The organism is Desulfococcus multivorans, from assembly GCF_001854245.1.
In the GTDB taxonomy this organism is placed as follows: Bacteria; Desulfobacterota; Desulfobacteria; order Desulfobacterales; family Desulfococcaceae; genus Desulfococcus; species Desulfococcus multivorans.
Window position 1 is genome coordinate 2,794,737 of record NZ_CP015381.1, and the last position, 20,275, is coordinate 2,815,011.

Annotated in this window: 16 protein-coding genes; 13 read left to right on the forward strand and 3 right to left on the reverse strand. The window is 54.6% G+C overall.

What is annotated here, in order from left to right; all coding sequences use genetic code 11:
* Positions 1-72: 72 nt before the first annotated feature.
* Positions 73-663: an indolepyruvate oxidoreductase subunit beta gene (locus tag dmul_RS12220; protein WP_020877908.1), complete on the reverse strand. Its 591-nt coding sequence runs from the start codon at positions 661-663 to the stop codon at positions 73-75.
* 36 nt (positions 664-699) lie between these two features.
* Entirely contained in the window at positions 700-2,508 is a 1,809-nt protein-coding gene (gene iorA, locus dmul_RS12225; protein WP_020877907.1) for an indolepyruvate ferredoxin oxidoreductase subunit alpha, read from the reverse strand.
* Positions 2,509-3,467: 959 nt separating this feature from the next.
* Here iorA and dmul_RS20275 point away from each other — a divergent pair.
* Entirely contained in the window at positions 3,468-3,662 is a 195-nt protein-coding gene (locus dmul_RS20275) for a hypothetical protein (protein WP_153302754.1), read from the forward strand.
* Positions 3,663-3,690: 28 nt separating this feature from the next.
* On the opposite strand, the gene dmul_RS12230 is transcribed toward dmul_RS20275, so the two are convergent.
* Entirely contained in the window at positions 3,691-5,577 is a 1,887-nt protein-coding gene (locus dmul_RS12230; protein ID WP_020875292.1) for a bifunctional acetyl-CoA hydrolase/transferase family protein/GNAT family N-acetyltransferase, read from the reverse strand.
* Between the two features lie 307 nt (positions 5,578-5,884).
* On the opposite strand from dmul_RS12230, the gene dmul_RS12235 reads away from it, so the two are divergent.
* The 12 genes from dmul_RS12235 (at position 5,885) to dmul_RS12300 (ending at position 20,262) form a co-directional block, all read left to right on the forward strand.
* On the forward strand, positions 5,885-7,096 hold the full coding sequence (locus dmul_RS12235; protein WP_020875291.1) for a M24 family metallopeptidase: 1,212 nt from the start codon (positions 5,885-5,887) through the stop codon (positions 7,094-7,096).
* A 153-nt stretch (positions 7,097-7,249) separates the two neighbouring features.
* Complete coding sequence (locus dmul_RS12240; RefSeq protein WP_020875290.1) at positions 7,250-8,017, forward strand: enoyl-CoA hydratase/isomerase family protein; 768 nt, start codon at positions 7,250-7,252, stop codon at positions 8,015-8,017.
* 283 nt (positions 8,018-8,300) lie between these two features.
* The gene (gene oah, locus dmul_RS12245; protein WP_020875289.1) at positions 8,301-9,434 is read left to right on the forward strand and encodes a 6-oxocyclohex-1-ene-1-carbonyl-CoA hydratase; all 1,134 of its coding nucleotides are present in this window, start codon (positions 8,301-8,303) and stop codon (positions 9,432-9,434) included.
* 12 nt (positions 9,435-9,446) lie between these two features.
* On the forward strand, positions 9,447-10,196 hold the full coding sequence (locus dmul_RS12250) for an SDR family oxidoreductase (RefSeq protein WP_020875288.1): 750 nt from the start codon (positions 9,447-9,449) through the stop codon (positions 10,194-10,196).
* Between the two features lie 62 nt (positions 10,197-10,258).
* Positions 10,259-11,425: a thiolase family protein gene (locus dmul_RS12255; RefSeq protein ID WP_020875287.1), complete on the forward strand. Its 1,167-nt coding sequence runs from the start codon at positions 10,259-10,261 to the stop codon at positions 11,423-11,425.
* Between the two features lie 13 nt (positions 11,426-11,438).
* On the forward strand, positions 11,439-11,879 hold the full coding sequence (locus dmul_RS12260) for a Zn-ribbon domain-containing OB-fold protein (RefSeq protein ID WP_020875286.1): 441 nt from the start codon (positions 11,439-11,441) through the stop codon (positions 11,877-11,879).
* A gap of 132 nt (positions 11,880-12,011) precedes the next feature.
* Positions 12,012-12,596 carry a cysteine hydrolase family protein gene (locus tag dmul_RS12265; RefSeq protein ID WP_020875285.1) on the forward strand — a complete coding sequence of 195 codons (585 nt, stop codon included), beginning with the start codon at positions 12,012-12,014 and terminating at the stop codon, positions 12,594-12,596.
* 42 nt (positions 12,597-12,638) lie between these two features.
* Positions 12,639-14,231 (forward strand): ATP-binding protein, encoded by a 1,593-nt coding sequence (locus tag dmul_RS12270; RefSeq protein WP_040413771.1) that lies wholly within the window; start codon positions 12,639-12,641, stop codon positions 14,229-14,231.
* A complete protein-coding gene (locus tag dmul_RS12275; RefSeq protein WP_020875283.1) occupies positions 14,209-15,564 on the forward strand; it encodes a sigma-54-dependent transcriptional regulator in 1,356 nt (451 codons plus the stop codon). Before dmul_RS12270 ends, dmul_RS12275 begins: the two co-directional genes overlap by 23 nt.
* 344 nt (positions 15,565-15,908) lie before the next feature.
* Positions 15,909-17,459, forward strand: a complete 1,551-nt coding sequence (locus tag dmul_RS12285) for a benzoate-CoA ligase family protein (RefSeq protein WP_020875281.1) — start codon at positions 15,909-15,911, stop codon at positions 17,457-17,459.
* A 132-nt stretch (positions 17,460-17,591) separates the two neighbouring features.
* Positions 17,592-18,761, forward strand: a complete 1,170-nt coding sequence (gene acd / locus dmul_RS12290) for a glutaryl-CoA dehydrogenase Acd (protein WP_070962329.1) — start codon at positions 17,592-17,594, stop codon at positions 18,759-18,761.
* 376 nt (positions 18,762-19,137) lie between these two features.
* Entirely contained in the window at positions 19,138-20,262 is a 1,125-nt protein-coding gene (locus dmul_RS12300; RefSeq protein ID WP_020875807.1) for a sodium ion-translocating decarboxylase subunit beta, read from the forward strand.
* Positions 20,263-20,275 lie beyond the last annotated feature (13 nt).

The following is a 20,275-nucleotide window of genomic DNA, read 5'->3' on the forward strand; positions in this document are numbered from 1 at the left end:
AACCGTATTTAATTAAACAGAATAATATTTTCATTTCAGTTAATTAGGAAATATCGACATTTATCATGGCGACTATGCAACGTCGCGACCTTTATCAAATGCCACCAGATTCAATTCCTTAAATTTGGGCGGCACACGCTCGACAATCACTGCTTTCCAAGCATCGAGGGGGAGATCCAGCATGGTTGAGGCGATGCCGAGTAAAATGGTGTTCACCAGTCTGGGATTGCCGAGTTCTTCGGCCATAGGCAGCGCATCCACAAAAACGGGATCGGCGGTTCGCTGTCTGATAACGGCTTGGGCATCTTCAGGATAGCTTCCCATGCCGGCATAAACAGCCGGCGGTATTATTTTCTGCAGGCTGGTGATCACCCGTCCGGTGGGCCTCAAGAAATGGAGCCACCGCAACGCTTCCGACAGTTCAAAGGAAAGCAGAATGTCCGCCTCGCCCTGCATAATCATGGGCGAGGCAACATTTTCACTATAGCGCACATGGCTCGTCACCACGCCGCCTCGCTGGGACATGCCGTGGATTTCACTCTTCTTGGCGTCAAATCCGCTGCGCATGGCCACGTCCGATAAAATCTCACTGGCCGTTATCACGCCCTGGCCACCGGTACCGACCACCAGAACGTTGACTGTTTTCTTATTTTCCCGAGTCATTTTTTTCTCCTTTTGGAGGGGTCAACGCCGGCCATATCATTCTGGCACGCAAACAATTGCATTCGATGTGCACACCTGCTCGCAAAGACCACATCCATAACAGGTCGCCGCATCGATGTACGAGTAGCGACGTTCTTTTTTATCCGCTTCATCAGGAATGATATCTCCCTGGGAAATGGATGGACAGCCAAGCTTGAGGCAGCGTTTACAGCCGATGCAGGCATCCGTGTCCACAACCCGTACGGCTTGCGGGTCCTGGCGAAACAGTTGGACACAGGGACGCTTGGTGACCAGCACAGATGGTCCGTCATGGGCAATTTCCTCCTTCAACGCAGCAATGGTACCTTCCAGGTCAAAGGGATCGATCTCTCTCACACGTTTGCATCCCAGTGCACGGACAATCTCCATGATGTCGACGGCGTAAGTTTCCTGCATCTGAAGAGTGCGCCCGGTGCCGGGATTCTGCTGTCCCCCGGTCATGGCCGTAATGCGGTTGTCCAGGATAACCACATTCACGTTACCTTTATTGTAGATGACATCCATCAGGCTGGTGATGCCGGAGTGAAAGAAAGTGGAGTCGCCAATGGCGGCAAATACCGGACGTTGGTCTTCCAGTCCGGCCATGGCCATGGCTTTTGCCGTGCCGTGGGCCATACTGATGCTCGCCCCCATGCAAAGTGTGGAATCGATGCTTTGCAAGGGCGGCAACACACTCAAGGTGTAGCAGCCAATATCGCTGTGAACGATGGCCTTCATTTTATTCAAGGCATAAAACAAGCCTCTGTGAGGACAGCCGGCACAGAGCAGCGGCGGCCGAGGCATATCACCTCCCGGTGCTTTTTCCCGGTCTGGCGGAAGATCGTAAGGCAATACGCCGGCTTCTGCAAAGCCGGCGGCCACGACATCTGGAGACAGTTCATCCAACCTGGGGAAAAAAGCCTTGCCTTCAACGGCCAGTCCCATGATTCGGATTTCATCTTCGATGTACGGTTCCAGTTCTTCCACTACAAAGAGGCGATCGACCTTGCCGGCGAATTCTTTTATCTTCTTTATTGGCAACGGAAAGGTCATTCCCAACTTCAGAATCGAAGCATCCGGCATGATTTCTCTTACGTACTGATAAGCGATGCCACTGGTGATAATGCCAATCTTGTTGTCATTCCATTCGATTCTGTTAAACGCCGTGGTTTCGGCAATGTCCTTCAGTTTTTCTTCCCTTTCAAGGACCAGGGGATGCCTCAATTTTGCAAACGCCGGAATCATGACGAATTTCTTCAGATCACGCTTAAATCCTTCCGCAACCGGTATGTCCGCTTGAATCTCCGCATCAAGTTGGACAATGCTCTTGGAATGACAAACCCGGGTGGTGATGCGCAACATGGTGGGGGAATCATACTTCTCGGACAGACGCAGCCCTTCTTCGACCATTTCCTTTGCCTCCTGGCTGTCGCTGGGCTCCAGCATGGGGATTTTGGCGAACTTGGCATAAAAGCGGTTGTCCTGCTCATTTTGGGAACTGTGCATACCCGGGTCATCCGCACATACTATCAGGAGACCACCGGGAATGCCGGTATAGGCAAGGGTCATCAATGGGTCCGCAGCCACGTTCAGTCCCACATGCTTGGTAGTGAACAGTGTTCGAACGCCCGTCATAGCGGATCCGATCGCCACTTCAAGCGCCACCTTTTCGTTGGGAGCCCATTCTGCATAAACACCCTTATAGGTAGCAAAATTCTGCAATATTTCTGTGCTTGGTGTTCCTGGATAGCCGCTTGCCACCTTTACACCGGCCTGGAATGCACCCAGCGCGACCGCCTCATTTCCTGAAAGGATCTGTTTTTTCATTCTATAGCCCCTGTAAGTATTCTGCCAAAGTTAAGCATGCGCTTCGTATCGATTGACGGAAGCATATAGTCTTTCAGATTAACACTCTTATGCTCAAACCGAACCTCATCCTTGTACGACGATGATCTCCAAACATGCGGTTCAGGATCTGCAGGATTTTTTCCTGGGAGTCAGTGGCCCGAAAAACCATTGCCGATGCCGACAGCACAGACTTGTTTCCAAACGATTAATGGCACGATAGATAAAACGAAGAACCCGAATGCTGGCCGCGGCCGACCCAATAAATTATCTTATTGCGATAACAAGCTATCGTTAAGTGAGAATTTACCAAGGCTTGATTTGCGTGTCAAGAAAAATATTCCAATTTTATAGATTTAACCCGACATTTTGCATGCAGAGTATGGCGTCTTGCCAATAACGCCAGCCAGCCTCTTGCATGTAGCTCTGACCGACAACGATGGCAGACTATTAACCTGGCAATTGCCCATGGCAATAAATGGAAAACATGGATGCACGCAAACTTGCGCCGGAAGTACGGCAGCTAATCGGAAATCAGGCAATTCGACTTCGTAAATCCGAAGAAAATACAAAGAGATCGCAGAAATTGTCGGGGTTCATTTCATGACCGTTTGCGAGTAACGCAAAAAATATGAGCGTGAGGGAGCAAAGGCGATCCAGATCGAAAAGCGCGGCCGCCGGCACGGCAGTTGCCGGACCTTGAGTCCGGATCAGGAAAAAGAGGTTCAGAAGACCATTTACGACAAATTCCTGACCGGCTCAAATTGTCTATCGCGCTTTGGATGCACTCCACGCCGCGGTCCAACACCTGATCAAAGAGCGCTTTTCCACCAACATGCCCATACGGCCGATTGATAAATAACTGAAGCGATGGGGGTTTACGCACCGGAGGCCGCTGAGGCGGGCTTTCGGACAGCACCCCAGGGTGGTAGAAAAATAATTTGATGAAGCGTATCCGGATAAATATCTCAACTGCGACTCAAGGCTGGTGTCCATCCAAGCGTATCGGCGAGAACGAAAGCTCAATTGAAGAAAAAAGCGATATCACGCCTGCGCAGGCTTCAAAACTACCGACTCGAGTGATGAAGTACCTGAAGCATCCTGAAATTCGCTATGCGGTATGTTCAGCTGTTTAACTGCCAAATTGATACTTGCATTCCCATTTCACGTAGGTTCTTTATCAGAGTCACTGAAATCCATTACAATTTCAATCTCGCTGCTCTCATAGCTGTATGTTGCGTTGGGATACCGCTTTTTAAATACATGGCACATGGATGCATTCTCGCGAAGGGTTGTGGCGGTAAACATGGTAAATCCGTTCTTTCGGGCAATGCGTTCAAGCTGTTTCAGTAGAAATGAGGCAATGCCCATACCCTGGTAGTCTTCCCGTACGACAAAGGCGACCTCCGCCAGAGAGTTCCCTGAATCCAGATAGGTCCCGATGGCGACAATCTGCTTATGGCGCTTTTTCTGGACCAATCCGATGAGGAACATGTTTCTTCGATAATCCACACCTGCATATTGACCCTGAATCATTTCATGGGAGAAAATTTTTTTCTCGTAAAAAAACCGCCTGTAGATAGTCTCTTTCCGAAGCGAGTAGAAAAAATTCCGGTATGCAAACTCATCAGACGGCAGCAGGGGACGGAATAGAATTGTTTTTCCGTTTTTCAACTCCATGGATTCCTTATATTCCTCAAGAAAAATAAGGTCCTCGGCCGCCGGCGGAAGCTGATCCGGAAAGATATAGCCCCGGGATTTGGCTTCCTCGATCAGATCGTTCCGGAATTGGGGATGGGCGATCTGGGTGAGCTCCATGACACGCTGATAAATGCTTTTTCCCTGAAGTTCGGCAATGCCGTATTCCGTAATGACGATATCGACGTCCGCACGCGTTGTCGCCAGACCGGCGCCGTCGCTGAGGCTGGCGACAATCCTTGAAACAGTACCCTTTTCAGTGTGCGCCGTGGACGGCAGTGCGATAATGGAGAAGCCGTCGTCCGACAAGGCGGCCCCCCGCAGAAAATCCACCTGGTCGCCGATACCGCTGTAAAATTTATTTCCCAGCGAATCCGCACATACCTGTCCGGTCAGATCCACCTGCAGTGCCGAACTGATGGAGATGAAATTGTCGTTCTGAGCGATGACCTTCGGGTTGTTCACAAAATCCGACGATCGGAAATAGAACATGGGATTGTTGTGAACGTAATCATAAATTTTTTGTGATCCCATGCACAGAGATGCCACGATTCTTCCGGGGATAAAGGTCTTTTTCTTGTTGGTGATGACCTTTTTCTCCAGGAGCGAAAGCAGACCGTCCGTGATCACCTGGGTGTGGATACCCAGGTCTTTCTTCTTGTCCAGGAATTTCAAGACGGCATTGGGAAGATAGCCAAAGCCGATCTGGATCGTGGCGCCGTCGTCAACGACCTGGGAGATATACATCCCGATACGGCGGCTGATTTCCGTTTCACTCTCGTTGAGAATGCGAACGGATTCGACGAGAGGCTCGTCATGCAGCACAAAATAATCGATGTCATCCACATGGACAAAACTGTCTCCCCATGTATTGGGCATTCTGGAATTGACCTGGGCGATGACCAGTTTGGCTGATGTCATGCCGGCGAGAGTGATGTCGACCGATACGCCAAGGCTGCAATACCCGAACGCATCCGGAGGACTGACCTGAATCAACGCCACATCCAACGCGATCCTGCCGCTGTAAAAAAGCTTCGGGATCTGGGAAAGATACGTGGGGATGTAGTCGATCTTCCCCACGGAAGCCGCCCTTCTCATGGCCCAACTGATGAAAAACAATTTGAGGGAGAAACGCTTCAGGAAGGTTTCATCTTCCACAAACTGTGACAGGGTGGAGGAAAGCATCTGGTATACCATGATGTCCTGCATATTCATATCCTGTACCATGGTTTTGATCAGATGCTGAGGCTCACCGCAGCCGGTGCCGATAAAGACCCGGCTTCCCTGCCTGATGTTTGATATGGCCTTTGCAGCATCCAGAACCTTTTCAGGGCAGTACTGATTTAAATCCATGCGTTGTCTTTCTATGTCTCACGGGCGTCTGAAAACGCTGATGCAGGGTCTGTTAGAATGGTTGCGGTCCAGACCTTTTTGTTTGGTTCAACACATACCGGAAGCCGGTACTCTCTGGAAACGTCTCTACCCGTATAACCATGTTATTCAAACGAGTTGAGCCCGATATGGGCATATTCACACATTTTTTTCTTGCAATGGAGCACTATCACGTTGTAGCTATAATGTAAACACAATTAAAACCATAATGATACTCCGGTTCAACTGGCGGCATCGTGTGGACGGATCAAGCAAAAGGAGTGACAAGATGAATTCCGTTGAATCCATCAACCCGTTTAAAGTTCCCAGGAGCGAAATCGATCAGCGGATCGCCAACCTGCAAACCGCTATGCAAAAAACCGGCATGGATGCCGTGTTCATTGTTCAGCATCAGGATCTGTACTATTTTTCGGGGACTGCCCAGAATGCCGTTTTGTATATTCCGGCGGAAGCGGCCCCGACGTTGTTCGTCAGGAAATACATGCCAAGGGCGGAAGTGGAATCGGCCATAGCGCGCAAAATAGAAATCAACTCCGTCAGGAATCTCCCCGGCCTGATCAGCGATATTTATGGCGGCACGGCCAAACAGATCGGATTTGAACTCGATGTCATGCCGGTAAACGAGTTCCGGTTTTACCGCAAAATTCTCGGCCCCGAAAAATGCGCGGACGCCTCCCTCCTCATCCTGAACACACGCATGGTCAAATCCCGGTGGGAAATCGCCCAGATGAAAAAAACCACCCGGCTATCCGCCGCCGTCTTCAATTATATTAGGACAGTGATCCAACCGGGAATTTCGGAAATCGAATTTTCCGGAATCTATGAGGCTTACGCCAGAAAGCACGGCCATGCCGCCGGGCTTCGGGTCAGGGACTACCGGAGCGAAATTTACAACTGGCACGTATTGTCGGGCGAAAGCGGCGGCATGGTCGGCCTGCTGGACGCCCCGGCAAGCGGCATGGGTACCTCTCCGGCCTTTCCGTGCGGTGCATCCGGCAAACTTCTGGCGGCCGGAGAACCCATCATGATCGACCTGGGGATCGTGATCAACGGCTACCATTCAGACGAAACCCGGATGTTCGCCATCGGCGACATGCCCAAACCGGCCGAGGATGCGTGCCGTGCGGTCGTCGATATCCACAATTCGGTCCTTGAAGCGGTAAAACCTGGTGTCAGCGTCGACGAACTCTTTGAGGTTTCAGTCTCCAGAGCCCATCAGTTGGGATATGCGGATCAATATCTCGGTCCGCCCGGCTACAAGGTAAAGTTCATCGGACACGGCGTGGGCGTCGAACTGGTCGAACCGCCCTTTGTGGCTAAAGGTAGAAAAGATGTCCTGACACCAGGCATGACCATCGCTCTCGAGCCCAAAATGGTGTTCGAAAAACAATTTTCAGCAGGCATTGAAAGCATGTTTGTCGTCACCGAAACAGGGGCCGAAATGCTCAGTGAGGTGCCCACGGATATTTTCATCTGTTGAGCGGCAGATGGAAAAACGCTGAATGCGCTCCAGTCATTAGAAACAATTTGAGCCGCTAGAATTTTTTTCTTGACAAGGACAAACCAAGTCTTGTAACAGTGCAGTTACATAACAGCTTTTTTATAACTACAATGAAGCCGAGGAAAACGATCAATGACCTTGAACTATCTGAAGTTGGAAAAAACCGAAGGCGTGGCGACCGTCAAGCTGGCCAGACCCAAGCACAATGTACTCGATATCGCCATGATGAGGGAACTCAACACTGTGCTGAAGCAACTCGCGGATGATGCCGCTCTCAAATGCCTTGTGCTTTCCGGCGAAGGTCCCAGCTGGTGTGCCGGCGTCGAGGTGGGCGATCACAAACCCGAGTTGGTGGACGACATGATCCAGACCTTCAACGGCATTTTTGAAAACCTGGACCGGATCGAAGTTCCCACCATCGCTGCGGTTCACGGCGCTTGTCTCGGCGGCGGCATGGAAGTGGCCATCGCCTGCGACCTGATTGTCGCGTCGGAAAAAGCCGTGTTTGGCCAACCGGAAATCAAATTGGGCTTTTTCCCTCCCTATGCGGCGTTTCGTCTCCCGCAACTGGTGGGACCCGCCAAGGCTATCGAGATCTGCACAACGGGAAGGCGCTACACCGCAGCCCAGGCTTTCGCCATGGGGCTGGTTTCCCAGCTTGCCGCGCCTGAGAATTTCGAGGCCGACCTGAACACCCTGATCGGAGAGATCCGGTACAACAGCCCGCTGATCCTGCGGCTGAACAAAAAGGCCGTCAAGGCACATCTGGGCATGGATATGGCTCGGGGGATCGCCGGGGTCAGCGATTTGTTTCTCAACACCCTCATGAAGACCGAAGATACGCTGGAAGGCATCAAAAGCTTTGAAGAAAAGCGAAAACCGGAGTGGAAAAACCGATAAAAGGAAAAGGGCCTGTGCCTGCACTGATGGTTCGATGCCGCCAACCCTGATCCCGCCGCCCTGACTGTCTTATGCATTATCAGCGGCCTTTCCCGGGTTGCTGCCCTGCAAATCGCCGCGATTCGCTGCGAACCCAAATGCTCGAGCAAATCACCTGATCGGGATCGCCTTTCAGGTGATGAAAAAAGATTCTACAATCAGTCGTATGATACGGCGACTGACAGGATGACGGTATCTGAAACTGACTATACACAAAAAGATGGCTTGCAAGGAGGTTAACGACATGAGCGATATCAAATGGCTGCCGAGAGAATTCGGTGTAAAGGATCACCACCTGTGGGGGGAAGATATTTTTTCGAAGGAAGCGCCCGGGGTGATTTTCGAAAAGAAACCGATCATCGATCCCCAGGGCAATGCCGTTGAAGGACTTTACTCGGCCTGGGTCACCCTCAACAACCCCAACCAGTACAACTCCTACACCACCGAAATGGTCAAGGCCGTGATCGCCGGTTTTCACCGGGCCTCGGCAGACACCTCCGTCGTGGCCTGCGTCTTCACCGCCGTCGGGGACAGGGCCTTCTGCACCGGCGGGAACACCAAGGAGTATGCGGAGTATTACGCCCGCCGCCCCAATGAATACGGTATTTACATGGATCTCTTCAACGCCATGGTGGACGCCATCCTCACATGCAAGAAGCCGACGATCTGCCGGGTGAACGGCATGCGGGTGGGCGGCGGCCAGGAGATCGGGATGGCCACCGATTTGACCGTGTCCAGCGACCTGGCCATTTTCGGACAGGCCGGCGCACGGCACGGATCGGCGCCGGACGGCGGGAGCACCGATTTCCTTCCCTGGATGCTGCCCATGGAGCAGGCCATGTGGAACAGCGTCTCGTGCGAGCTCTGGAGCGCCTACAAAATGAGCCGGCTTGGGCTCATCACCAAATGCGTGCCGGTCCTCAAGGAGAACGGCGAATGGATCTGCAACCCCCTGGTGATCACCGACAAATACCTGGACGGCGGGCAGCTGGTCTACGGGGAGTTCAAGGCCGGCGACGAGGCCAAAGCCGCCAAAGACAAGATCAAATCGATGTCCGCCGACTTCGAGCGGCTCGACAAGGAGATCGACAATATTCTCTGGACCTTCACCAATCTCTTCCCGGGCTGCGTCATCAAAACCATCGAGGGCATCCGGCTGAAAAAGAAATTCTACTGGGATCAGGCCAAGGTCATCAACCGCCACTGGCTGGCCGCCAACATGAACGGCGAGGCCTTTCTGGGATTCAACGCCTTCAACACCAAGAAACTGACGGGTCGCGACACCATCGACTTCATTGAATTCCGAAGACGCCAGGTCAACGGGGACGCCTTCGACGATGAGTTCATGGCCGCCGTTCTGGCCAAACCCAAGAAATAACGAGGAGGCACTATGTTACTGGAAGGTAAAAACGCCATCGTCACCGGAGGATCACAGGGCATCGGCACCGCTGCTTCCCTGATGTTGGCCGAAGAAGGCGCCAATGTCTGTTTGACCTATCGAAAGCACAAGGAGGCGGCCGAGGAAGTCCGGGACCGGATTGTCGCAATGGGGCGAAAAGCCCTTTGCATTCAATGCGACATCGCCTCTTTTTCCCAGGCCGAAGCGGTGGTCAAAGCCACCGTGGAAGCCTTCGGCGGCCTTGACATCCTGGTCAACAACGCCGGGATGAACTGGGACGGCGTCTGCTGGAAAATGACGGAAGAACAATGGGACCGGGTCATCGAGGTCAACCTCAAGGGCTACTTCAACTTCACCCGCCACGCGGCCCCCCTGTTCAAGGACCAGAAATCCGGGAAGATCATCAACGTGACCTCCATCAACGGGCTCCGGGGCAAGTTCGGACAAACCAATTATTCGGCCTCCAAGGCGGGCATCATCGGCTATACCAAGGCCGTGGCCAAGGAGCTCGGCGGATTCGGGGTCAACGTCAACGCCGTGGCACCGGGTCTGATCGAAACCGCCATGCTGAGGGAGTCCGAGGCCCGCGACAAGATCGTCGACATGGCCATGGGGGAAATCGTCCTGAAGCGGGTGGGCCAACCCGAAGACCTGGCCAACGTCATCGCCTTTCTCGCCTCGGATCGTGCCCGGCACATCACCGGCGAGGTCATCAAGGTCGACGGCGGCCAGTACATTTAATCCAACTTCAATCCAACCGGCCTGCCGGACCATCCGGCAGGCTGACATCAAGAGAGGACAGTATGGGCAGAGTCGCGATCATCGGCGTGGGACAGAGCCGCTTTGTACGCAAGTATCCCGGATCGATCCGGGAATTGACATTCGAAGCTTTCAAGGAAGCCATGACCGACGCCGGCATGACCGCAGGCGACATTGACGCCTCGGTGGTCTGTTCGGCGCCGGAGTATGACAAACAAAGATCCCCGGCAGGCATTTTCGCCGAGTACCTCGGTCTCAATCCTCAGCCGACTTTTTATGTGGAGACGCTGTGTTCGTCGAGCAGCACCGGCTTGAAGCTCGCCTATTCGCTGGTGGCCGCCGGGCTCCATCATGCCGTGGCGGTGCTGGGATTTCAGAAGATGTCGGAGATCTCCTCGGCCGAATCGCAGGAGCGGATGGGCCGCGGCGCCGACATTCAGTGGGAAAGCCCCTTCGGCACCATGATGCCGGCCTATTACGCCCTGCATGCCCAGGCCCACATGAAAAAATTCGGGACGCGTCCCGAGGATCTGGCCGCCATCCGTGTCAAGGCCGCCACCTACGGCCAGATCAACGACCGGGCCGTGTACCGCAAGCCGGTCACCGAGGAGATGTTCGCCGACCCGGAACAGACCATGGCCGGGCCGGTGGCCAGCCCGCTCCGGGTTGGAGACTGCTGCGCCAATGCCGACGGGAGCTCCTGCCTCATCGTCGTCAGCGAAGAGCGCGCCAAAACCTTTTCGAAAAAGCCGGTCTGGGTCCTGGGCGTGGGCGCCGCCTCGGCGTCGGTGAACATGACCGGTCGGGACGATCTGGCCGGACTTGCCGTGGCCCGTCAGGCCGCGGATCAGGCCTATAAGATGGCCGGCGTCGGCCCGAAAGAGATCGACGTGGCCGAGGTGCATGACTGTTTCACCATCGCCGAGATGATGGCCTACGAGAATCTCGGCTTCGCCAAGCCCGGCGAGGGCAAGGAGCTGATTCAAGGCAAGGAGACCTACAAGGAGGGCAGCATCCCCGTCAACGTGGATGGCGGGCTCCTGTCCAAGGGTCATCCCATCGGGGCCACGGGCGGCTCCCAGGTCCGAACCATCGTCCTCCAGCTCAGGGGTGAGGCCGGACCCATGCAGGTCAAGGATCCGGAAATCGGGCTGGTGCATAATATCGGCGGTGTCGGACTTTACGGCAACGTCACCATCCTGGGACGATAGGAGGGCTAATTACATGACAACCCCAAAAAAAGAAGCGGATGTACGTTTCAAGAAATTCGGTACGGTAAGCTTTACCGACACCACCAAAGTCAACGACTTCATCGATCATCTGGAAGCCGGCAAGGTCACTGGAACCCTCTGCAAAAAATGCAACCGGCGCTTTTTCCCGCCCCGGGCCGACTGCTGCGACTGCCTGTCGAGCGATATGGAGTGGTTCGAGGTCTCGGGCACCGGCCGTCTGGTATCCTACAGCCGTCTCGAATATGCCCCCAGGGGCTTTGACGGCGATCTCCCCTATGCCATCGCTTTGCTCGACTACGGCGATTTCAAGGTGTTCGGCAGAATCGCCGCAGACATCCCCCTCGAGGAGATGGAGATCGGCATGTCTATGAAAGCCGTCTCCAACGTGCTCCCCAACGGGCAGTTGAACTATGTATTTCAGAAGGCCGAATAGACTCTCCGGCATCTGCCGGCCTGAATGAACGTCGATACCCCCCCGGCGGCCTCTCCTGCCGTCGGGCCTCCTGAGGCACGGCGGCCGGCTGACGCGTCAGCCGGTCGCCATGCTTCGATGAAGGGATAACCTATGATACAGGGTACCACCGAAAAACCGGCGCTTCTGATCATCGATCTGGTCAAGGACACCTTCGACGCGGCCAACCGCTTCCCCGTCACCCCTTTCGCCCGGGAGATCGTGGAACCCATCAACGTCTTGACCGCCGCGTTTCGAAAACAGGGTTGGCCCATCGTCTTCTCTACCGATGCCTTTCACGAGGACGACTTCATCTTCAAAGGACGGATGAAACCCCACGCCCTGGCCGGTACCCCCGGCGCCGAAGTCGCTGACGAACTGGATCGCAGCCCCGAAGACCTCTGGCTCCCCAAACCCAGGTTCTCGGCCTTCTTCGGGACAGAACTGGATAAGTTGCTGAAACAGCGGGGCGTCACGCTGTGCGCCGTGGCCGGCGTCTCCACCAATGTCTGTGTCCTGACCACTGCCATGGACGCCCTGTGTTTCGACTATAAAGCAGTCCTGCTGGAGGACTGCACCGCCGCTGCTTCCAGGGAGGTTCACGAACAGATCCTGAACTGCTATCGCCGCACGCCCCTCGACCCCCTGCTTCGGGTGATGAACTCCCGACAACTGATCGACGCTTTGGGGAAGGGGTGAGCCCTCACAACCGACCCTGGACCGGTTCGGCATATCAAGAGTGTGCAATCCGAAACCGGTAGCGATGATACCGTCAAAAGCGTATCATCCCAAGCATTCGACTGGTCGGATTTTCTAAAGTGCAACCGGACATCCATCATTCATCAATGGGTGGATCGGCTTTTGGCGAGCGGCGACTCCCCGTATGCCCGGCGTCCCAGGTACGAGTTGCTCGAAACGGTGGGACGGGCCTTCGAGGCCAATTTCAAGGTCATCACCGACGCTGATTATCGTTGCATCGATCACTTCATCGATTTTATCACCCGTCTTCGCCTGAAGGCCGGCTTTGCGCTTCAGGACGTCCAGCAAGCCTTCGAGCTCTACCGCGATGTTGTGCTGCCCATGGTGTGTGCCGAATCCGGTCGGGAGAATCTCTACCCTGTTCTTGTCCCGCTGAATCGCTGCCTGGCCTATACGATTTTCCGATTCAGCGATCGATTCCAGGAACTTCATGAAAAGCAACTGGTGGATCTGGCGGCCCAATTGAAAGCCGAGGTCGAGGTGCGCACCTCGGAGCTGCGCGAATCCGAGATGAACTACAAAACCCTGGTAGAGGAGATCCAGGACGGCTACATGGCTATTCATGACGGCCGGGTGGTCTATGCCAACAAGGCCTTCTGCCGGATGCACGGCTATGCTATGGAAGATGTCCTGCACCAGCCTTTTGTCCGGTTTATCGTCAATGAAGACCGCGGCAAGTTCGATGGCATTCAGGCCTATGGCGAAGAACCTCACCACGAGGGTTTAATTCTCGAGTATATGCGGCTGACACAGGACGAAAAATGCTTCCCCACGGAAATCACCATCAAAAACACCCGTTTCCAGAATCGGTGCTCGACGATCGGTCTTTGTCGGGACATCACCCAGCGGGTTAAAATGGAAAAACGGGTGAGAGATGCCGAGCGTATGGCCACCATCGGACGGATCACGGCGTCGCTGTCTCACGAAATTCGCAATCCATTGTCAGCCATAAAGCTCAATCTGCAAATCCTGAAAAAAAACAACATGCTTCAAGGTAACGACCAGCGGCGCATCGACATTTCGGTAGGCGAGGTCAACCGGCTTGAAAACATCCTGAACGAACTCCTGGACTTTGCAAAGCCCATGTCTCTCAAACGCCAGCCCTGCGATCTGAACAGCCTGATCTCGCGGTGTATCGAATTGTTGGAAATCAACTGCAGGGAAAAACGGCTCATCGTGCACCTAAACCTGGATGACCGGATCACCGAAGTGGTGCTGGATCCGGAAAAAATCCAGCAGGCGGTGATCAATCTGCTGCTCAACGCCATCGAGGCTTCCCCCGAAGACGGAACCATCAAACTGAGCACGCTTTTTCGGCCTGAAAGGCCGGTACCGGAGGTGGTTATCGGGGTTCGCGATTATGGGAAGGGTGTTCACGCCGACATCGCCGAAGCGATCTTCGAACCGTTTTATACCACCAGAAGCCAGGGCACCGGTCTGGGCCTTACCAACGTCAAACGGGTCGCCGCCGCACACGGAGGGAGCGTAGATATCGATCGCCGAATATCACGGGGGACCGCTTTTTATCTGATTCTGCCTGCAAGAGGAAATCATGGCAAAAATACTCATTATTGACGATGAGCGCCCCATCCTGGAATCCCTGGAGATGTTTCTCACGGAAAAGGACCACGACGTGAGCACGGCACTTTCTGCCGCCCAGGGTCTCGAGGCATGCACGACATTTTCACCCGATGTGGTCATTCTGGACGTACACCTCCCGGACCACAGCGGATTCGAGGTCCTGAAAACCCTGAACGCCCTGCCCCGGGCCCCTAAGGTCATCATGATCACTGCGCACCATGACATGGAAACCACCATCACCGCCATGAAATATGGTGCTTACGACTACATCTTCAAGCCGCTGGATGCCGATGAGATCGAGGCGGCAGTGGAGAAAGCCTTCAGCGTACTGGTTGCCGAACGGGAATGCACGCATGCCGAACCGAAACCCGAATCGACATCGGGCGGTGCCATCATCGGTAAGAGCGAGAAAATGTGCGAGGTCTTCAAAACCATCGGCGTATTGTGCCAGAACCGCGCTACCGCTCTGATTCTGGGGGAAACCGGGACAGGCAAGGAATTGATCGCCCGGGTGATCCATCACAACAGCCCCACCTGCAACGAACCGATGATCACGGTGGACTGTTCCGCCGTCGTCGAAACCCTGCTGGAAAGCGAGTTGTTCGGCCATGAGAGGGGGGCCTTTACCGGTGCCGTCCAGACCAAAATCGGGAAACTCGAACTGGCCGGCAACGGCACGCTGTTTATAGACGAAATCGGCGAATTGCCGCTGGGGTTGCAGGGAAAATTTCTCGGCTTTCTGGAGCGTCGGGAATTCATGCGCGTCGGCGGCCACAAATGGCATCGATCCAATGGCCGAATCATCGCCGCCACCAATCGCAATCTGGCCGACATGGTCAGAGATGGCCTGTTTCGGAGGGATCTCTTTTATCGGCTCAAGGTCGTAACGATCAATGTGCCGCCGCTCCGGGAACGTGTCGAAGATATTCCCGAATTGGCACGACACTTTCTGCTGAAAGCCAATCGGGAAATGAAACTCGAGATTCTTAAGTTTCAAGAGGGCGTCATCCCGAGACTCATGGCACACCCCTGGCCCGGGAACGTTCGGGAACTCGAAAATCTGATCTTGTCAGCGGCGGTTCAATCCCGGGGGAATGTCATCCTTCTGGAGGATATCGAAAAGGCCCTGGTCCTCAACACCGGGAGCTCCGAACCGAACCAAGGTCAAACCGCGCTGACCCAAATGGAGCGTAAGCATATTCAGCAGGTACTGATCCAGGCCGGCTGGAATCGAAACCAGGCCGCAAGCCTGTTGGGCATTTCCTTGCCGACGCTCCGCAGCAAGATCCGAAAGTACGACCTCGCCTCGCCCTGCGAGAAGCGGTGAAAATTCTTTTCCGTCGATGGAAAGAATTTTTCATGGGTATACGAAAAAATAAATTTAACGATGGTCTTGAAAAACTTCAAAACCATATGAAATCAATTTTTTATAAATATTATCAAATAATAAATTTGATTCAATGTTTTGGCACATACATTGCGTTATTCCCTGATATGCCGGCAGTCCTCCCGAGCAAGCTGAATCTCTCGGGCACAAATATCGAGACGACCATCAGGGAGAAACGATGAGACGATCGCAAAATGCTGTCTGTCTTCCATCCCCGTCTTCTCTCTGCTTGAAAAAATGTAATCCATATTTTTCAGCTCATAAACCAACAAAGGAGTCCAGACATGGGGTTTGAAATCAAGTTACCGGAACATTTCAATGCGGCAGATTATTTTGTGGATCGCAACATTCGTGAAGGCCGTAAGGACAAAGTCGCGGTTGTTTGCGAGGATCGTCAGCTGACCTACGGACAGATCCAGGAAGGGGTCAACCGAATCGGCAATGGTCTGCGGGCTCTGGGGGTCCGCATGGAGGAGCGGGTGGCCTTGCTGCTGCTGGATACCGAAATCTATCCCCAGGCATTTTTCGGTGCCATCAAGATCGGTGCGGTGCCCATCAATCTCAATACCCTGATGCGGCCCAAGGATTACCAGTATTTTCTCAACGACAGCCGGGCCCGGGTGCTGGTCATCAATTCGGAATTACTGGAAAACCTTACCGACATCCGCGGAAACCTGAAGTTCCTGGAACATGTGATCGTCGTCAACGGCACCGGAAAAACCGACGATATCGATTTTACCTCCTGGATCGCCGACCAGTCCCCTCTTCTGGACGCGGCACCCACCACGCCCGACGACGCCTGCTTCTGGCTGTACAGTTCCGGTTCCACAGGACAGCCCAAGGGCACCGTTCATCTGCAGCACGATATGGTTTTTGCCGCGGAGACCTATGGTAAACAGGTCCTCCAGGTTCAGGAGGATGATCGCTGTTTTTCCGCAGCCAAGCTTTTTTTCGCTTATGGACTGGGAAACGGGCTCTATTTCCCCTTCAGCGTAGGCGCCACCGCGATCTATCATCCGGGGAGACCGACCCCCGATGCCATGTATGATGTGATCAACACCCATGGCGCAACCATATTTTTCGGCGTTCCCACCTTGTTCGGTGCGATGCTGACCAACGAGGGGACTCTGGGGCCCGTCAAGATCTGTGTTTCGGCCGGTGAAGCGCTGCCGCCGGAAATCTTCAAACGGTGGAAGGAGCGGTTCGGGGTGCCCATTATGGACGGCATCGGCTCGACGGAAGTTGCGCATATCTTCATCTCGAATCGCAGAGACGCCATGCGTCCCGGATCCACGGGCAAGATCGTTCCGGGATACGAAGCGAGAATCGTGGACGAAAACCTGGCTGATCTGCCCAAGGGCGAGATCGGCACCCTGCTCATCAAGGGTGACAGCATCGCCGCTTACTACTGGAACAAACACGAGAAAACCAAAAGCACTATGCTCGGGGCATGGATCAACACCGACGACAAATTTTTCGAGGATGAAGAAGGGTTCTTCTTTTACGTCGGCCGATCCAACGACATGCTCAAAGCCGGCGGCATCTGGGTTTCTCCCATCGAGGTGGAGGCATGCCTTATGGAACACGCGGCCGTGCTGGAATGCGGCGTAACCGGTTCGCCGGACAAGGATCAGTTGATCAAACCCCGGGCCTTTGTCGTATTGAACAAAGGTTTTGAGCCGTCGCCCGAACTGGAGAAGGAACTCAAGGAATACGTGAAGAGCAAATTGGCCCATTACAAGTATCCCCGATGGATCGATTTCATGGAGGAGTTACCGAAAACCGCTACGGGAAAGATCAAGCGGTTCATGTTGAAGGAATTCGCGTCCAAATAGGGATTAAAATCTATCGGCCTGTCGATCCCGACACCCCGACGCCGGTTCATGACAGAATCGGACGCCGACAAGGCTGTTCCGGTGTCGGAAAAACGGGAAGACAGGCCGTTACAAACTGTATCAGGAGGAAATATGGATTTCAACTTATCCAAAGAACTACAGATGCTGCAGAAAGAGGTCCGCAACTTCGTCAACAAGAAGATCGTCCCCTTCGCCGACCAGTGGGACAACGAGAATCACTTCCCATACGAGGAGGCCGTCCGACCCATGGGCGAGCTGGGCTTCTTCGGGACGGTGATTCCCGAGGAGTACGGCGGCGAAGGCATGGACCAGGGATGGCTCGCGGCCATGATCGTCACCGAGGAGATCGCAAGGGGCTCCTCCGCGCTCCGGGTCCAGCTCAACATGGAGGTGCTGGGGTGCGCCTATACCATCCTGACTTACGGGAGCGAGGCCCTCAAGAAGAAATACGTCCCCAAGCTCTCCAGCGCCGAATTCCTGGGCGGCTTCGGCATCACCGAGCCCGACGCCGGCTCCGACGTCATGGCCATGTCCTCCACGGCCGAGGACAAGGGGGACCACTGGCTCCTCAACGGCTCCAAGACCTGGATCTCCAACGCGGCCCAGGCCGACGTGCTGATCTACTATGCCTACACCGACAAGGCGGCGGGCTCCCGGGGGCTTTCGGCCTTCGTCATCGAACCCCGGAACTTCCCCGGCATCAAGACCTCCAACCTGGAGAAGCTGGGATCCCACGCCTCCCCCACCGGCGAGCTCTTCCTCGACAACGTCAAGGTGCCCAAGGAGAACATCCTCGGCAAGCCCGGCGACGGCGCCAGGATCGTCTTCGGATCCCTCAACCACACCCGGCTTTCAGCCGCCGCCGGCGGCGTTGGGCTCGCCCAGGCCTGCCTGGACGCCGCCATCAAGTACTGCAACGAGCGCCGCCAGTTCGGCAAGCCCATCGGCGATTTCCAGATGAACCAGGACATGATCGCCCAGATGGCCGTCGAGGTGGAGGCGGCCCGTCTTCTGGCCTACAAGGCTGCCGCGGCAAAGGACGAGGGCCGGCTCAACAACGGCCTCGACGTGGCCATGGCCAAGTATGCCGCCGGCGAAGCCGTGAGCAAGTGCGCCAATTACGCCATGCGCATCCTCGGGGCCTACGGCTACTCCACCGAGTACCCCGTCGCCCGCTTCTACCGCGACGCACCCACCTATTACATGGTGGAGGGCTCGGCCAATATCTGCAAGATGATCATCGCCCTGGATCAGCTGGGGGTCAGAAAGGCCAACCGGTAAATGGATAACGCGGTTTCAGGCGATGAATTGAAACCTGTGGAGGGTTTCACCTTCAAGCCCGCGACCGGATCCGGACCCAGGGTTGGCAAATCTGGCCCAATGGGTTTTAACCGGGAGAAATTGCGGATTTGAATCAGGGCATTCAAACTTTTATCCTGACTCGGCCGCGGATTGATGAAATCCGGAAAACCAAAAGGATGTTTCATGAAGCGGCCGATGCAGCAATCACTACTATAGGGAGAAAAACGGTGTTACAAGCTGTGGGAGTAATGATAGCCGGGCTCGGGGGTGTGTTTATCGGCATGACGCTATTGTATGCCGGTATAAGAGTGACGACTCTCGTGACAGACAAATTGGTAAGCAAGAAGGAAGAGAAATGACTGAAAACCTGTTTTCCCTGTTCAAGACCTCCGGATTTTTTTATTTGACCCCTGGGATGCTGGTCATGTGGCTGATCGGTTTTATTCTCATCTATCTTGCCATTGCCAAGGATTACGAACCGATGCTGCTCCTGCCGATCGGATTCGGGATCATTCTTGCCAATCTCCCGTTGGCTGCCCTGATGGCGCCCCACGAGGGATTGCTCTGGCGATTCTACCATTACGGCATCCAGTGGGAAGTCATTCCGCCCCTGATCTTTCTGGGGCTTGGGGCACTCACCGATTTCGGCCCCATGCTGGCCAATCCCAAGCTCATTTTTCTTGGCGCCGGTGCCCAGGGCGGCGTGTACCTGACCTTTTTCGCCGCATACGCCACGGGTTTTTTCAATTTGAACGAGGCCGCTACGCTCGGCATCATCGGCGGCGCCGACGGCCCGACAACGATCTTTCTGGCGTCGAAACTGGCCCCACACATGCTCGGCACCACAGCGGTTGCGGCTTACTCCTACATGGCGCTGGTCCCCATCATTCAGCCGCCGATCATGAGGCTGATGACTACCCGGAAAGAGCGCACCATTCGCATGTCAAAAGGCCGGAAGGTGAGTCGCCTGGAAAAACTTCTCTTCCCCATCGTCTCGGCGATTCTGATTATCCTGCTCATCCCCGCTTCAGCGCCCTTGATCGCCATGTTCATGATCGGAAATCTGTTTCGGGAGGCAAAGGTGGTGGAGCGACTTACCCACGCCGCCCAGAACGAGTTGCTCAATATCGTGACGATATTCCTGGGGCTGCCGGTGGGCGCCACCATGACCGCCGAAAACTTCCTCCAGCCCAAGGTGATCTTCATCTTTTTCCTGGGACTGTTTGCCTTCATGGTGAGCACCGCGACAGGCATCATCCTGGCCAAGTTGATGAATCTGTTTTCCAAGGATAAAATCAATCCCCTCCTGGGTGCAGCTGGCGTTTCCGCCGTTCCCATGGCAGCGCGGGTGGTTCACAAGGTCGGGGCCGAGGCGGATAAGAAGAACTACCTGCTCATGTACGCCATGGGACCAAACGTCGCCGGCGTGATCGGCACGGTTATCGCCGCCGGCGTTTTCCTGACACTGCTCGGATCCTGATTCCGGTTTCACG

Coding starts and splice junctions, on each gene's coding strand:
- dmul_RS12255 (WP_020875287.1), top strand. CDS start 10,259: ATGGGCAGAGTCGCGATCATCGGCGTGGGACAGAGCCGCTTTGTACGC.
- dmul_RS12285 (WP_020875281.1), top strand. CDS start 15,909: ATGGGGTTTGAAATCAAGTTACCGGAACATTTCAATGCGGCAGATTAT.
- oah (WP_020875289.1), top strand. CDS start 8,301: ATGAGCGATATCAAATGGCTGCCGAGAGAATTCGGTGTAAAGGATCAC.
- dmul_RS12235 (WP_020875291.1), top strand. CDS start 5,885: ATGAATTCCGTTGAATCCATCAACCCGTTTAAAGTTCCCAGGAGCGAA.
- dmul_RS12250 (WP_020875288.1), top strand. CDS start 9,447: ATGTTACTGGAAGGTAAAAACGCCATCGTCACCGGAGGATCACAGGGC.
- dmul_RS12220 (WP_020877908.1), bottom strand. CDS start 663: ATGACTCGGGAAAATAAGAAAACAGTCAACGTTCTGGTGGTCGGTACC.
- dmul_RS12265 (WP_020875285.1), top strand. CDS start 12,012: ATGATACAGGGTACCACCGAAAAACCGGCGCTTCTGATCATCGATCTG.
- acd (WP_070962329.1), top strand. CDS start 17,592: ATGGATTTCAACTTATCCAAAGAACTACAGATGCTGCAGAAAGAGGTC.
- dmul_RS12300 (WP_020875807.1), top strand. CDS start 19,138: ATGACTGAAAACCTGTTTTCCCTGTTCAAGACCTCCGGATTTTTTTAT.
- dmul_RS12240 (WP_020875290.1), top strand. CDS start 7,250: ATGACCTTGAACTATCTGAAGTTGGAAAAAACCGAAGGCGTGGCGACC.
- iorA (WP_020877907.1), bottom strand. CDS start 2,508: ATGAAAAAACAGATCCTTTCAGGAAATGAGGCGGTCGCGCTGGGTGCA.
- dmul_RS12230 (WP_020875292.1), bottom strand. CDS start 5,577: ATGGATTTAAATCAGTACTGCCCTGAAAAGGTTCTGGATGCTGCAAAG.
- dmul_RS12275 (WP_020875283.1), top strand. CDS start 14,209: ATGGCAAAAATACTCATTATTGACGATGAGCGCCCCATCCTGGAATCC.
- dmul_RS12260 (WP_020875286.1), top strand. CDS start 11,439: ATGACAACCCCAAAAAAAGAAGCGGATGTACGTTTCAAGAAATTCGGT.